We start from the raw sequence: 14,609 nt of genomic DNA on the forward strand, positions 1-14,609 counted from the left end.
GGCGGCACACACCTCGCCGCGCCTAAAACGCTTATGGCTAGAACAAAATTTAACCACCAAAGGCCAACAGCCCCTAAGAGTCACAAGGAGAAACTCATGACCACGTTATTACTTGCCGACGATCATGTCCTGCTGCAGGACGGATTGATGGAGCGCTTATCCAAGCAGCCCCAGTTCACCATTATTGGTGCCGCAAGTGATGGTGAATCCGCTATCGAGCAATCTTTGGCATTAAGACCGGACATCCTGCTCACCGATATCTCCATGCCAAAGAAAACAGGTCTTGAAGTCTTAAGTGAATTGCGGGAGAAAGCACCGGAAATCAAGGTTGTGATCCTCAGCATGCACAATAACAAAGAGTACATTGTCTCTGCCATGCGTGGCGGCGCGAAAGGTTATGTCCTGAAAGACGTCTCATCACAAGAGCTGGTACAGGCGCTCGACATCATTGCTGGCGGCGGTTCGTATTTCAGTGCAGGCGTTTCTGAAACGCTCATGGAAAGCATGAGCCAAATGGAAAACAGAGAACACGAAGACAACGTCCCTACCCCACGGGAAAAAGATGTGTTGGTGCTCATCGCCAATGGCGCTTGCAATAAAACCATCGCTCGTGAATTAAACATCAGTGTCCGCACTGTAGAAACCCACCGACTGCGGGTGAAGAAGAAGCTGGGCGTAACCTCAACGGCAGGCCTAGTGAAATACGCTATCGAGCAAGGCTGGGTCAAAGGAGAAACCGAGCATTAATCATTCAGGAAGCCAATCCAAGCAACCCTTGGAATAGGCACTCAAAATATCCGAGCCAGTTGCTAATAACGCGCGGATTCTTTGATGGTTTTTCCTCTCACTTTTTGACTAAAGCTAACGAATTTCCTGCCGAAAAAAGTAATCTATAGAAACTTATTGAACTGAATGATGGAGGGTTGTTAATGGACCAAGAACAATTCCCTATCCCTGAATATCCCAAACTCGGTTTCGAAGGGGTGTCGTTTCAGTCTCTTAATCAACAAGCGCCAAGTTATGTCACCACCGCAAAATGGTACGCGAGACTTATGATCTCTACGGCTTTTATGTTGTTTGCGGTGATCACGACCCTTTCCTGTTACTACTTCGGTCTCACCACCGACGTATTCTTCATCGCAACCCTGATTGGCACCCTGTTTATCTATATGATTTCAATGCCGGTACTGACGAAGGCGTATGTCACGTCGGAACGGGTCATGAAGAAAATGAAGAGGAAGAAACGTCAGTTTTACCTGCGGTCGGTAGCGAATACCCCTATCAATGACCGCCTTGAGGTCGCCAATGGCATTTGGGATGCATTACGCAGTGAAGAGTGGTCATTGTGCGTCAGTTACGCGCACACGGCAGACCGCACAAGAACGGTTTATTGTTGCCAACAGATCGGAAAAATCGCCTCGGATTTGACCCATACAGCGCCAGATGTTTTTAGCGATGCTATGCTTAAAACAATGAATAATCAAAGAGGTAGCGTACGGTATTTCTTTGACATTCTCATCATGCTTGGCGAACAGCAGTTCCATGAAGAACATGAAGCGGAAAAACATGTTCGCACCACACAGCGGATAATGGTGGACGATATTTTCACGCACCGCTAGCCAGGCAACACCCACGCAGGAACCGGAGCGCGCATGAAAATAGTCCTCGTCACTGGCGGCAGCAGCGGTATTGGTCTTCAAACAGTTCTTTCCTACCATCAGTCGGGCTACAAGGTTATTACCTGTTCCAGAAACGAAGAAAAATGGAATCAGGCACTGGCAAAGTATCCGGAACTCTCTGCGGTCGATTACCTACCTTTAGATTTAAAAGACGTTCACCAAGTTGACCGGTTTTTCAGCTACATTCGCGAGAACTATGGCCATATTGATATCGCTGTTAACAACGCCTCTCCAGTGATTGAATCGCGTGGAGACTACGCCAGTCTGCCGATTGATTCACTCTACAGCACTATGATCAGCGATTATTGGGTGCCTGCGCTTTGCTTGCGTTACGAACTTCCTCTGATGCGGGAAGGTGCCTGCATCATCAATGTCAGTTCAGTGAACGGCATTCGCCCGACGCCAAATGCCGCCATGTATTCCGGCACCAAGCATGGCCTTGAAGGGATGACACGTTCTGTCGCAGTGGAGGCAATCCGCAAAGGGATTCGCGTCAACAGTGTCGCGCCGGGCGTCACCTGGACGCCTCGCTGGGAGCAAAAGCAGCAAGAAATGGGAACCTCTTTAAAAGAGACTGTCGAAAGTCAGGTGCCATGCCAGCGCTTTGCCGAACCTCAAGAAATCGCCGATGCGATCATCTGGCTAAGTTCAGACAAAGCGAAATACATTGTGGGACACACTCTGGTTATCGACGGCGGATTGAGCCTGACTTAAACCTCAAAGAACAAAACAAAGAGGCTGCATCTGCAGCCTCTTTCGTTTCATTAGCTCCGCTTTTATTGGCTCGTTTTTCTTACCATCACCAAACGGCCGACACCTAACAGAACCATGCTCAACAAGACCAAGATGTTCATACTACCGCCACTACTGCCACCGCCGGAATGGGTCGGTGCCGGTTGGGTAAACATGGGCTGATTGTTATCCGCTCGGGTTGGTTCGACGGGTTTATTCTTTTTCACCTCACGGGCACTTTGCTCTTTGAGGACCCGCGTCTGATTCTTACGTTCTATGCCCAGTTGTTGGAAGACCTCTTCTTCAACGACCAGCAGCGAGGTGTAATCAGTCAGCAAACCATATTCCAGTGCGATGTCTTCGATAGCCTGCTCTTTGTCGCCGTCTTTTTGCTCCAGATAATCCATTTGCTCCTGCAAGTCGCGAATCGCTGAAAACGCCCACATTCTCTCAAGCTCAGGATGCACAGTTGCAGAATCAGGCAACATCACTTTGGTGCGGTATTCACGGGACTCACCCGCAATATCCATGGTGAGCTTGATATCAGCTTCACCGCCTTTGAAGTAATGTCCGAATACGGTCAGTTGTTCCCCGCGATACAGGCTGCTGATTTGCTCCGGCGTCAGGTCTTTGATTTTCACTCCGTCAATATCGAGTTGGATGTTTCGATACGCCTGATGCGTTAACTTACTAGTGATGTTCATCAAGTGGCCAATAATGTCATCCGCGTTAGATACGGACGTTGCCACGCCGTTCGACAACTTGGTCATCGGCACCAGCAGCGGCGTGTTGGCACTATTGCCCATGATGAAGGTAAACAGTCGCACATCGTGCTTCTCCATCAAATCGAAGAAGCGGCGCTTTTCGGTCACACCTACATTGGCTACCCCGTCGGTGACCAATACGATCCCGGTCGGACGATCGTCGTCCAGTTTACGGATTGCAGCCGACATGCCTTCATAGAGATTGGTGCCATTACTTGGTTCAACCTGCTCAACGGACTGCAGTGCTTTGCTCACATTCGCAGGGTTAGCCGCCACAAAGCCGCCGGTGAGATCATAGGTATTACTGTCAAACATCACGACGCGGAACCTGTCTTCAGACGGCAACTTCCCTAACCCCTGACGGACACCTTCCACCAGTGTGGAATACTTGCCGGACATAGAACCTGACTTATCCAGAACGAACACCCAATCACGTCCTTGCGTTACGCGGGTCAGGTCGTCACCTGGCGTGAATGTCAGCTTCACAGTACCGCGTTTCGAGTTTTCTGGGTCGCGGTAGGCCACCATATCAACACGGCCGGGTAAACCATCCTGCAAGCGCCAGTAGAAAACCATATCCTGATCCAGTCGCATTGAAGTATTTACCGCTTGCTGTGTCTCTCCTTCTTGCACCGAATTGGCAATGTGATTGCTGATATTTGCCTTCCACGTCGTGTGTTCACCATCCGCTTCTTGCATGATCACCGCTGACGGATGCGCTGGCAACCGGACACCATCAACAGGATATGACGAACGCAGTGTCACATTGAACGAAAAGTCCTGCTCCACTTTGTCATTACGCGTCCAAAAGCTGCTTTTGGCTTCTTCCAACGGATAAACATAGCGCCCGATACCGTGATCCAACAATGCGTCCTGCATATATACCAGCTTCACTTTTACGCTTTGCTGAGGCTGCACCGGGTAGACCCTCATATCAAAAGTTCTGTATTCGTCTTTTTCCGTCAGCGCTGTGGCATTGCCCTGCGCTTTTTGGTCATCGTAAATCTTGCGGGCTTTCTCTTTAGAGACCGCTTCTGCAATCACCGGCGAACCGTTAATCCAATAGATAAATTCTCCAACCACCGCCTTTTGCGGCACAGGAAAGGAATATAGGGCTTCCAGCTCAACATTGTTTGGGTTGTAGAACGTCTGTTCTATCGAGGTGGTGGCGTAGCCATCCTGAATGGCAACATCAACATGGTGGGATTCAATTTGGAGATCTTGATATTGACTGTTGACGGGTTTAAGCAGCCCTGCAGCCAACACTTTTGATGAAAACGCTGCGACGAGCGCGGTGACAACAAACATGCCCCAGACGGCAATTCGTGAAATTAGTTTCGGTCGGTTCAGCATGATAGCCTCCTTTACCTTCTGTCATCGGAGAGTCGTTCTCCCGTTGCTCAGTAGGTTGCATGAAGGCATGGGTGCCACCAAGCATGGCAGGCAAAGTGGCAGATTGTGGTACGTGGGGTATTACCCCGCGCGACTTTTTCCTGAACCGTCTGCGTTTTCATATTCATCGAAAAGCGGAAATGTCCATCGACGCATCGCAATCACCATGGAAGTACCATGGCGTTCCTGCATAGATAAATCACTGTCGCTGTTGCACGACTCATAGAACTCTTTCACCAAACGCTGAATGCGCTGCTGGAATTTGTAATTGGTCGGAAGAGACATCAATCCAGTCGACATCACCAGCTTTTCATCGTCTTTGGAAAAGTGAGTGCGGAAAAAGGTTTTAATCACCTGTTGCTGGAAGAATTGTTGAATTGGACCGCCCGCAATCCAAGAGAAGGAGGGAGATATCTTAAGCTTGATGCGATTTCCCGGCATCAGCTCAATCACCTTGATGCGATCAAGGTGCGCCAGCTTTTGGATCAACTGAGGTTCGTTCAGGTTGTATTGGCTCAAGATCTGCTCGAAACGGTAACCATTGGTAATACAAACAGCCACCAGTAACAGGGCTTTGTCCGCCACTAACTGCTCTTCCTGTTCCCAAGTCAGCGAAGAAAGGTTCTGGCTTTCCTCTTCAGAGAGCTTGAATAGCGAGGTCATTTCTAAATCAATTAAATTGCACACCGCGGACAAACGTTCAAGGCTCATGCTACCGCCGTTGGAAAAAAGACGTTTTACCGACCCTTCACTCAGGCCGAGCGCTTTGGCGACATCCTGATAGTTCACGCCCCGTGATTTTAATTGTTTTTTAAGCGCTTGAATGACCTGTTCACACTCTGACATTGTTTCCTCCTTGACGACTCAACAACGTTAAGCGGATTCAAGATAAAAGCCAAGCGCATGTCCACTTGGGGGTGCAAAGAAATTCCCATAAAAGAGAAGATTTTCTGTATATAAGCATATGCAACTTTACGATTCTCTAATTTTCATACTAATTTCATCCTTACTGTTTTTGCCTGAGCCGCTTCTATTGCCGAACAAAGAAGAAACTGCGTAACCTTGAAAAGCACCAACCCAGATCCCCTTCTTTCTCTATGGTTATAACTATATTCAGGCGAAGTTTTCATCATCTCCAATTTACCAAAGCATTTAGCGCACCCCTCCTTTCCCATACTTTTATCAGTAGTTTTTTGTCATCGATATATTAGAACCTACTAATTAAAATCCTACCCGCGCTACCAGAAGAAAGAAAAATCGCGTTTCAACTGTCATATTGGGGCGACAAACATGGCATCAAAACTCATAAAAATACCGATGCAAAATCCTGAAGGACAAAGGAGCAAGTAAATGGCGAACATTATCAATGGTACAAATGGCGACGACATTATTATTGGTACTAACGACTCAGAAGAAATCTATGGTCATGATGGCGATGATTTTATTCGAGCCGATGATGGTACTGACTATGTAGATGGCGGCGCAGGTAACGACACCATCGTGGGAGGCAAAGATGACGACGAACTACATGGTGGTGACGGTGATGATATTGTTCGCGGTGGCTTCGCCAACGACTTTCTCTACGGTGAAGAAGGAAATGACCGTTTAGAAGGCAACGAAGGTGATGATGTACTGTATGGCGGTAACGGGAACGATTTCCTTTATGGTCAGGAAGGCAGCGATATCTTGCACGGTGAAAACGGCGATGACCGCCTGTTCGGCGGTGATAGCAATGATGTGCTCTATGGCGGTGCAGACAACGACATTCTGTTCGGTGACGCGGGTGACGATGAACTCAACGGCGGCACAGGGAACGACGTCCTTTGGGGAGGTGACGGCAACGACCTTCAACGAGGCGGTGAGGGTGATGACCAACTCTGGGGCGACAGCGGCAACGACACCCAATGGGCAGGCGCAGGCAACGACTTACTGGCTGGTGGTGATGGCGACGATGCGATGTATGGTGGTGATGGCGATGACATGTTGTTTGGCCAGGCTGGTAATGACTACATGCACGGCGGAGAAGGCAACGACAAGCTGGAAGGCTTTACAGGCGATGACACCCTCATCGGCGGTAATGGCGACGATGATCTTTGGGCAGGTGATGACAACGACACCATCGAAGGTGGCAACGGCAACGATGTGATTTCCGGTGGTTGCGACCACGATACCATTAATGGCGGCGCAGGCCATGACGTGATTTATGGCGACACCATTAACCTGTTGGTGAACGGTAACTTCGAAGCTTGGGGAGATAACGTCGGCAACGAGTTTGAACGAGTCAGCAACAGCGAACTCGTTGGCTGGCAAGCTGTAGGCGCTAGTGCGGTTGAAATGCAACAAGGCCAACTTACAGGAGCATCTGTTAATGCCCAGACTAATACGGTCATGGAACTAGACCTCGCGGAAGGAAAAACTGTCGAGCAAACGGTTAACGTAAGTTATCTCACGGGCTCAAACGGTTTTGAAGTGGCCTTCTCATTTGATTATGCCAACCGCATCAAGGGCGACGACTACCAAACCAGTGGCTTCACCGTCAACATCACCGATCAAGATGGTGTGGTTGTATATACCAAAACTATCGCAAACGAAATCCAGAACGGCATCTACCAATCTCTCGATACCACTTTCACCGTGCCACAGGGCACCAGCGAACTCACAGTAAGCTTTGGTGGCTTGGGAGAAGCCGATGGGTACGGCGCGCTGATTGACAACGTGGTGCTTAACCATGTCAGCGATTGTGACGGTGATGATGTGATCAACGGTGGTTATGGTGCCGATGAAATCTACGGAAACGGTGGCAACGACACCATTAACGGCGAAGTTGGCGCTGACTACATTGATGGCGGTCTGGGTAATGACACCATCAGCGGTGGCGACCATAACGACTACATTCACGGTAATGCAGGCGATGACACCATCAACGGTGATAACGGTAATGACATCATCTTCGGCGACAGCGGCAACGACATGCTGCTTGGTGGTGACGGTAATGACGTTATTCACGGCGGCGCGGACAACGACATCATCAAAGGTGATGGCGGTGACGACCAAATCCAGGGTGGCTCAGGTGACGATGGCATCTGGGGTGGTGACGGCAACGACTACATCCAAGGTGGTTATGGTAACGATTACGGCGACGGTGGTTGGGGTGATGACTACTTCCACGGTGGTGCCGGTGACGATAACTTTGGTGGAGCGCGCGGTAACGACTGGATTATCGGCGGTGAAGGTAACGACACCCTGCGCGGAAGCCTGGGCGATGACCGTATCTTCGGTGGCACTGGCGACGACATCATTGATGGTGGCGCTGATAATGACGAAATTGATGGTGGTGAAGGTGCTGATAACATTAAAGGCGGCACTGGCGACGACATCATTCGCGGTCAGAACGGCAATGACTATTTAGGTGGTAATGACGGAAACGACACCATCTGGGCGGGTGCTGGGCATGACATCCTAATGGGCGGTCTTGGTCACGATAAACTCGCTGGGCAAGATGGTAACGACCGTATTATGGGTCACAATGGTGATGATTACCTGATTGGTGGCTTGGGCAAGGATGTCTTCGTCTTCCGCAATAATGACGGTCACGACACCATTCAGGACTTCAACCGCTTCCAGGACACCATTGAGATCGACAGTTCTCTGGTCACACGCTTCAGTCAAATCAATACGGAACAGGTCGGTGCATCCACAGTGATCACCTTCGATGGCGATAACACCGTCATCACACTGAAGCAGTTTGATGCGAATCATGTCACCGTAGACATGTTCGATTTCACCACCATCTAACTGTGTCAAAAATGCCTAAGAAAGCCGCATCATGCGGCTTTTTTTATCCTCTCGAAAAGGCCAAAAGCCGTTCAACAAACAGGTTAACAGGCGCGCTTCCCTTTCTTCCCGCTAACCGGATCACAGAGATCGGACGCCTCGTGTCTTCCACATTCAACTTGATGCGTTTCAACGTGCCTCTTTCCACTTCTTCACCCACAGTTGCTGACGGCACAATCGCCACGCCGACTTCTGCTTCCACGGCTTTTTTCAGCGTGTAGATATTATTGTGTGTCATGCGAATATCCACATTGACCTTGTTATTCCCTAACAACGCATCTATCGCCACCCGGGTCGGGATCCCTTCCCCAAAGGCAATAAAAGGCTCTTGCTCAAGTTGGGATAAAGAAATGGACTTTTTATGGGAGAGCCGGTGTTTATTTCCGGTAATTAAAACCAATTGATCTTCAGAAAAAGGAATTGCCTCGATGGTGGGTCTATTTTGCGGATAGGCAACAATGCCGACATCGATTTTTTCTTTTTGAATATCTTCATATATTTCTTCACTGTGTCGATATTCAAGGTGTACCCGAATATTGGGAAACGCCTTCATAAATGAAGCGAGGAAATCCCCCAATTCGTACATACCTACACTGTGTATTGCCGCCACACGAACATGTCCTTCCATCACGCCTTGATGATAATTAGACCGAACCTTGATGTTCTCGCACAGCCGCAGGATCTCTTTCACGTCTTCCAGAATCAGCAAGCCTTCAGGCGTCAACTGCGTGGTTTGCGAGGTACGTGAAAGCAACTGCTGGCCAAGCGCATGCTCCAGTTTCTTGATATGCACACTGACAGCAGGCTGACTGATGTGATTGAGCTTCGCCACTTTCACAAAGCTCAACTCCCGCGCTAATTCATTGAAAAGCTTTAGTTGGGTTAAGTTCATGGCAATAATTTTTCGTTATCAAAGTCATAGATTAATAACATTTAATTTACACCAAGCCGTCATGCATAATTAACCTAACTGACATATTTCTCAATATATAGACAAAAGGAGTTGCTGGCTATTTCAGCAACAAACCCAAGAAGGAGTGGAAAATATGACGCAGCATCAAAACGTGCCTCAAACCCAACATGCCAGCTCGGGTATCGAAGTAAATAACCGCCACTCTTTCCAATACGACCTGAATAAAAAAATGAAAAACCTTGCGTGGAATGCGGACGGAAAATACCCCTACAGCAAAAAAATGAACGTGGTGGAATATGAGAAAAACAAGCATGAACTTCAGATAGAACTGCTGAAAATGCAGGGTTGGGTAAAAGACACCAATCAGCGTATTGTCATCGTGTTTGAAGGCCGCGACGCAGCCGGTAAAGGCGGGACTATCAAACGCTTTATGGAGCACCTCAACCCCCGTGGGGCGCATGTCATTGCATTGGAAAAACCCAATGCCCGAGAACGCAACCAATGGTACTTCCAACGCTACATCAAACACCTCCCAACCAAAGGCGAAATCATCTTGTTTGACCGTTCCTGGTATAACCGCGCCGGCGTTGAAAAGGTGATGGGGTTTTGTGACGACAACGAGTACCTCGAATTTCTAAGACAGGCTCCAGAGCTAGAGCGCATGCTCACCAATAGTGGTATCAAACTATTCAAGTATTGGTTTTCCGTGAGTCAGGAAGAACAGTTCCGCCGATTCAAATCACGCAAAAACGATCCACTCAAACAGTGGAAATTAAGTCCAGTGGACTTGGCCTCACTCTCCAAGTGGGATGACTACAGCAAAGCCAAAGACACCATGATGTTCCATACCCACACCAAAGACGCCCCTTGGACTGTGGTGCTTTCCGATGACAAGAAACGCGGACGCCTCAACTGTATGCGTCATTTCCTCAGCCAACTCGATTACCCCGGCAAAGATATGGATGTCGTGAATCGTTTGGATTCACAAATTGTTAAAGCGCCTTAAGAAAAGGAATAAAGATGAGTAAGAAAGTCAGTGTCGCCAAATTAAAGCTCAAGGTTCAGCAACGCTCAGAAGAAGCCAAACAGGCATCAGAAGCGACCTCTGCCGCACAAGCCGCCGTGAAACACGCGGTAGAAAATCTTCACGCAGCGGAAAAAAGCGAAAGCAGAACAGGGAAAAAACTCAAAGAGGCGAAAAAGGCATTAAAAGCCGCCCAATCGCTGGAAGTTGCCCAAAAGCAGGCTTCAAAAAAATCCGCGATTAAGAAAGCCAAGAAGATCAGCAAAAAGAAAAAAGGCTAACGCCAACTTCAAAGCAAAACGCCACTTCATCAGAAGTGGCGTTTTTGGTTTTGGGCTCTTCGACAAATTTTTGGCTTTGAACTTTCGGGGTTTGGTTTCTAGCTCTGGTGCGTTTTTGGACATTTCTGAGTTACATCATTTGATAAATTAGTATCTAACGGATTAGCTGAAGTATTGTGCAACTACTACCATTTTAAAGTGGTGTTGATTGTATTGGTACAACTAAGCCATTACCTCTTGCTTCTTCTCGTTTACGCTCTTCTATGTGCATTGCCAAAGAAAGATAAATCAATGCTTCACGAGATAATTGCAGCATTTTTAACGCTTTATCTTCTAAGTCATCGACCGTTATATACTTCAAATACTCCGTATCACCGACTTGAGCTGGGTACTCTTGAATCCCCAAATACCTATGTTCTGCCATTTTTCTAATGTAATGTAATTCTTGAGCTTGTGGTTCAGCGACATCAATAAAGTTAGGGGCATACAAATCTTTCGATAAAAAGTATAAACCTCGTAATAGCCAGTTTTCGCTATCTATAAAACATGAGCGGATTTCTAGTTTCCGATCTCTTTTATTGTATGTTCCCCAAATATTACGGAAATTGACACCGTCTACCTTCAGCCCTATGTCCATATAATCGTTTAGAAACAAAGCTATTTTGTCGAAGATAGAATATGACACTCTCAACGAGCTTTTCAGTAGCTCGTTTCGGTAACCAAAATGTACACCATCTAATCCATTTTCTAGTAGAACGTCATTGTCGGAATAGTGGTCAAAATCAGCAGTGGTAAACTCGTAGATCATATGTCGCGCAACTATGAACTCTTGTTTTAGTATGTTGAAGTATTTTGGAAATCTAGGTTCTTCTCCGACTGCGTACACATGACTCGGTAGATGAAGAACATCGTTTGCAGCAATGGTAGCGGAGAACACATCATTCAAAGGATTCATAAAAAGCCTATGCCGTAAGCACCACTTTCTGTAATCCTGCTCTTTTTTGTGCTGACCTAATGGGAAGTTATTGAAATCAAAACTACTGTCGAACTCCATTTCTTTTAGAACGCTTTCCGCAAAGTCTCTGTAATCAATAAAAGCTTCTAGCGCATCCTGATGAACTCCACAATCCCATAAAAGCGGCTCAGTACCGAAGCGATTAAGCTGCTTGTGCGCGAGGAAAAAGAAAATACCACTATGCCCATGATCATATAAGTGCTGTCCATAGTGAACTTGGCCAATTGCCTTGTTGCCTAATGCCATTGCAAAATTATCAATACGAGACAGAGCTTTGTCATAGTAATTAATTGACTCTATTGCTCGCCCTAGTGAACTCAATCCGTTGGCAATATTAGTCAGTATTTTACACTGCATCACCTCATTGAGTTGTTCGAAGCCAGTTTCAGCGACAGCCTTCCGTAGATGTAATATCTCGGTGATTAACCTTTCCTGATGCCAATTCCAAGTGTCATCTACGTCTTTTCGTTCAATCATACGTAGTGCAGCACAGCAGTTAGCTTTGTAGAAATACAAGACTGAACGATTCTCGCTCGTTTCGTTGCCCACAAGAGAATCGCAACCTACTAGCAGTTGCTCTAGCTTCAAAGAATCATTGCTATCACACGCAAGGTCAATTTCTAAGCCCAGATTTTCAATTTCTTTATTCAGCACTATATGATTCCTTATACGGCCTTCAAGCTCATCGCTACATTACAGGTATGAGAAAAAATAAGTCAAATAACACATTATTGAACCTAAGCAAACTACCGTGCTAAAAAAGAAAGGGGCAATTTTGAGTTAGCCATCATAGCCAACTCAAAAGTGGACAGAAGCGATAATCTTAAGCAGAAAGGTGTAGATCAATCTTCGACAATGCCTCTTCTTCTATTTTTTTGAGTTTTTCATTAGACGGCATTCCACTACTAAAAACCAAAGGTTGGAGTATCTCAGAATTTATAATTTTATAATTATTATCTTTATCCCTTTTTCCATGAAATAGCGTAACTACACCTATGGCCAACATGCCAATTTTAGCTACTAATATGTAAGACATTTTTATTTCTTCCGGAAATTCCTCTGGTTTTTCTTTAATACCCACTTGAAAAGTATCAACTTTGTTTTTTATTACACAAGCTATTGCGTTTAATCTGTCGCTTTGTGAAAAAATTTCATCCGGTGTAGTTAGAGTTCCACCATCAATATTAAAGCTATCCTTCAGCATGCTGAGATCATCAGCAACTAATCGAGCATCTTCAAAGTCATAATCCATTCCAATACGGAAATTAAGAGTTCTTTTCTCCTTAAATAATTCAGCTTCACATATTAGTTGCTTCCCGGAATTTTCTTCATGAAAAAGCCGGAATAATTTAATTACGTCGTCTAAAGGAGCCTCTTTCTCTAAAGTAAAATGAAGCCTAGCATCAATCTCACCGTTTTTACCAAAATCGCCAAGTTCAAAACTAAATAGGTTTGTTCGAAAAAATAGTTTACTCTTTCTGATGCTGTATATGTTTGCTGAAGAAATAAACTCTCCGTCAAAATTAATCGAAGGCGAAAATTCACTTTCTCTAAATCTTAATTGGCATGTGTCTATTATGTTTGGTTGCAGGGTTAGTTTTGCTTCGCTTGAGCGTTCTATTTCAATGGATCCATTTTTCAAATTAAATCTGTTATCAAAGATTATAGAATTTCTAACTTCAATTGGCTCATTGCTTAATCCTATTGATTGTGCAATGATATGCTCGTTAAGCTCCTCATGTGAAATTTCGAACTTCATTCTATAACCGCCCTCGCCATAACCAACTGTTTTAATAAATTGGTTCTTTTTTTCTTGGTACTCCATAATATTGCAATCAGGGACAAATTTTACAACAGCATCTCTGAATGCTTCACCAGACGTTGCAATGAGTTTATTTTTCTCACTATAGCTAATCGAAATCTTTAGTTCGTAAAGTTCTTTAGGTACCTTTTTAGTGTCATTTTTCCTTATCGTTCTTAATGTTCTTTCAATGATTTTATTATCGATATGGACTAGAAAAGCACTTTCGACTAACGGTTCTGGGTCATTAGTAAATTCAAGAAACAACAAGAAAGACGGATAACTATAATCAATGAGTCGCTTTAGTACACTAGCTTTGATAGACCATTTACGATCACGTCTCTGTGTAGACTTAACCTGAATACGGCATTGAATTGGACTTAGTTGTTTATCTCTTGGTAAATGAGTTTTGATGTATGGAAACTCAATTTGATGATCCCAACCTGTTCGATCTTCTTCTAAAGAACGATTACTTGTCAAATGCGCAGTAGAGCACCAAGTTGAAAAAGTTTGCTCACCAATCGTGCCTATTTTTAAATCTGATTCGAATTCCACAACCAACCCTCATAATTAAGTGGCATTTTTATTAATCTTGATTTTCGAGATGTCCATTTAATGGCGATTTTTTCTAGATTGTGACTTCTCGCCTACATGATAGGGCTGCGAGCCACCTACCCATTTAGTTCAAATAGGCGAAAGCAACTAGATAACAGCCACTTCTCAATAAGGAATAGCTCATTTCAGGGCAAAATTTTTTAAGCTACCGCCCTTCGCTTCTCGGCTTGCAACATGCCATTATTGTCTAGATTATCTGCTATGAAAGTACCATAAAATGCATAAAGCGAGACTTGATTTCGATTGGATGGAAAACTGATTGGTTATTGATTAATCGGCCATCAATGACAATCATTTGTAGCGGGAATGAGTAAGTTACAAATGATTGATTTTAGTGAGGGAAAGTTAGTATTCTTCGAGCCAAGTGAAAAACATCCGTGAATGGAAAAGGGGCAAGAACGTGCTAGAGCAGATCGGCCCAGCACGAAAAGGGGTCATTCCAAACCAGCATAAACTCCAAAATACAAAAACGCCTCTTTTGGCTTGCCTTTCATTCGAAGGCGTGGCTCAAAAAGAGGCGTTTTCAAATTATGCTTGTTTTAGCGGTTTCGCTATGCGA

General features: G+C 45.6%; 11 protein-coding genes. 6 read left to right on the forward strand and 5 right to left on the reverse strand.

Annotation, left to right across the window (positions count from 1 at the left end):
- Positions 1-96: 96 nt before the first annotated feature.
- The 3 genes from RN22_RS13730 (at position 97) to RN22_RS13740 (ending at position 2,393) form a co-directional block, all read left to right on the forward strand.
- Entirely contained in the window at positions 97-747 is a 651-nt protein-coding gene (locus RN22_RS13730; protein WP_002539317.1) for a response regulator transcription factor, read from the forward strand.
- A gap of 182 nt (positions 748-929) precedes the next feature.
- Positions 930-1,619, forward strand: coding sequence for a hypothetical protein (locus RN22_RS13735; protein ID WP_046305124.1), 690 nt, complete (start codon positions 930-932; stop codon positions 1,617-1,619).
- Positions 1,620-1,652: 33 nt separating this feature from the next.
- Entirely contained in the window at positions 1,653-2,393 is a 741-nt protein-coding gene (locus tag RN22_RS13740; protein ID WP_002539314.1) for an SDR family NAD(P)-dependent oxidoreductase, read from the forward strand.
- 62 nt (positions 2,394-2,455) lie between these two features.
- Here the strand turns inward: RN22_RS13740 and RN22_RS13745 are convergent, their stop codons facing one another.
- Both RN22_RS13745 and RN22_RS13750 read right to left on the reverse strand, forming a co-directional pair.
- Complete coding sequence (locus RN22_RS13745) at positions 2,456-4,528, reverse strand: VIT and VWA domain-containing protein (RefSeq protein ID WP_046305125.1); 2,073 nt, start codon at positions 4,526-4,528, stop codon at positions 2,456-2,458.
- 120 nt (positions 4,529-4,648) lie between these two features.
- Positions 4,649-5,413, reverse strand: a complete 765-nt coding sequence (locus RN22_RS13750; protein WP_046305127.1) for a helix-turn-helix transcriptional regulator — start codon at positions 5,411-5,413, stop codon at positions 4,649-4,651.
- 504 nt (positions 5,414-5,917) lie between these two features.
- Here RN22_RS13750 and RN22_RS13760 point away from each other — a divergent pair.
- Positions 5,918-8,362, forward strand: coding sequence for a calcium-binding protein (locus tag RN22_RS13760; RefSeq protein WP_046305131.1), 2,445 nt, complete (start codon positions 5,918-5,920; stop codon positions 8,360-8,362).
- Positions 8,363-8,405: 43 nt separating this feature from the next.
- On the opposite strand, the gene RN22_RS13765 is transcribed toward RN22_RS13760, so the two are convergent.
- Positions 8,406-9,293, reverse strand: a complete 888-nt coding sequence (locus RN22_RS13765) for a LysR family transcriptional regulator (RefSeq protein ID WP_046305133.1) — start codon at positions 9,291-9,293, stop codon at positions 8,406-8,408.
- Between the two features lie 154 nt (positions 9,294-9,447).
- On the opposite strand from RN22_RS13765, the gene ppk2 reads away from it, so the two are divergent.
- A complete protein-coding gene (gene ppk2 / locus RN22_RS13770; RefSeq protein WP_082111413.1) occupies positions 9,448-10,320 on the forward strand; it encodes a polyphosphate kinase 2 in 873 nt (290 codons plus the stop codon).
- A 14-nt stretch (positions 10,321-10,334) separates the two neighbouring features.
- Complete coding sequence (locus tag RN22_RS13775) at positions 10,335-10,619, forward strand: hypothetical protein (RefSeq protein WP_046305135.1); 285 nt, start codon at positions 10,335-10,337, stop codon at positions 10,617-10,619.
- A gap of 193 nt (positions 10,620-10,812) precedes the next feature.
- Here RN22_RS13775 and RN22_RS13780 read toward each other — a convergent pair whose 3' ends face one another.
- Positions 10,813-12,288: an LA2681 family HEPN domain-containing protein gene (locus RN22_RS13780; RefSeq protein ID WP_046305137.1), complete on the reverse strand. Its 1,476-nt coding sequence runs from the start codon at positions 12,286-12,288 to the stop codon at positions 10,813-10,815.
- A gap of 169 nt (positions 12,289-12,457) precedes the next feature.
- A complete protein-coding gene (locus RN22_RS13785; RefSeq protein WP_046305139.1) occupies positions 12,458-13,990 on the reverse strand; it encodes a hypothetical protein in 1,533 nt (510 codons plus the stop codon).
- Positions 13,991-14,609 lie beyond the last annotated feature (619 nt).

Source organism: Grimontia sp. AD028, assembly GCF_000973155.1.
In the GTDB taxonomy this organism is placed as follows: Bacteria; Pseudomonadota; Gammaproteobacteria; order Enterobacterales; family Vibrionaceae; genus Enterovibrio; species Enterovibrio indicus.

What these genes read in the sequence shown, in the direction of transcription:
- RN22_RS13730 (WP_002539317.1), top strand. Translation starts at nt 97, where the DNA reads ATGACCACGTTATTACTTGCCGACGATCATGTCCTGCTGCAGGACGGA.
- RN22_RS13735 (WP_046305124.1), top strand. Translation starts at nt 930, where the DNA reads ATGGACCAAGAACAATTCCCTATCCCTGAATATCCCAAACTCGGTTTC.
- RN22_RS13740 (WP_002539314.1), top strand. Translation starts at nt 1,653, where the DNA reads ATGAAAATAGTCCTCGTCACTGGCGGCAGCAGCGGTATTGGTCTTCAA.
- RN22_RS13745 (WP_046305125.1), bottom strand. Translation starts at nt 4,528, where the DNA reads ATGCTGAACCGACCGAAACTAATTTCACGAATTGCCGTCTGGGGCATG.
- RN22_RS13750 (WP_046305127.1), bottom strand. Translation starts at nt 5,413, where the DNA reads ATGTCAGAGTGTGAACAGGTCATTCAAGCGCTTAAAAAACAATTAAAA.
- RN22_RS13760 (WP_046305131.1), top strand. Translation starts at nt 5,918, where the DNA reads ATGGCGAACATTATCAATGGTACAAATGGCGACGACATTATTATTGGT.
- RN22_RS13765 (WP_046305133.1), bottom strand. Translation starts at nt 9,293, where the DNA reads ATGAACTTAACCCAACTAAAGCTTTTCAATGAATTAGCGCGGGAGTTG.
- ppk2 (WP_082111413.1), top strand. Translation starts at nt 9,448, where the DNA reads ATGACGCAGCATCAAAACGTGCCTCAAACCCAACATGCCAGCTCGGGT.
- RN22_RS13775 (WP_046305135.1), top strand. Translation starts at nt 10,335, where the DNA reads ATGAGTAAGAAAGTCAGTGTCGCCAAATTAAAGCTCAAGGTTCAGCAA.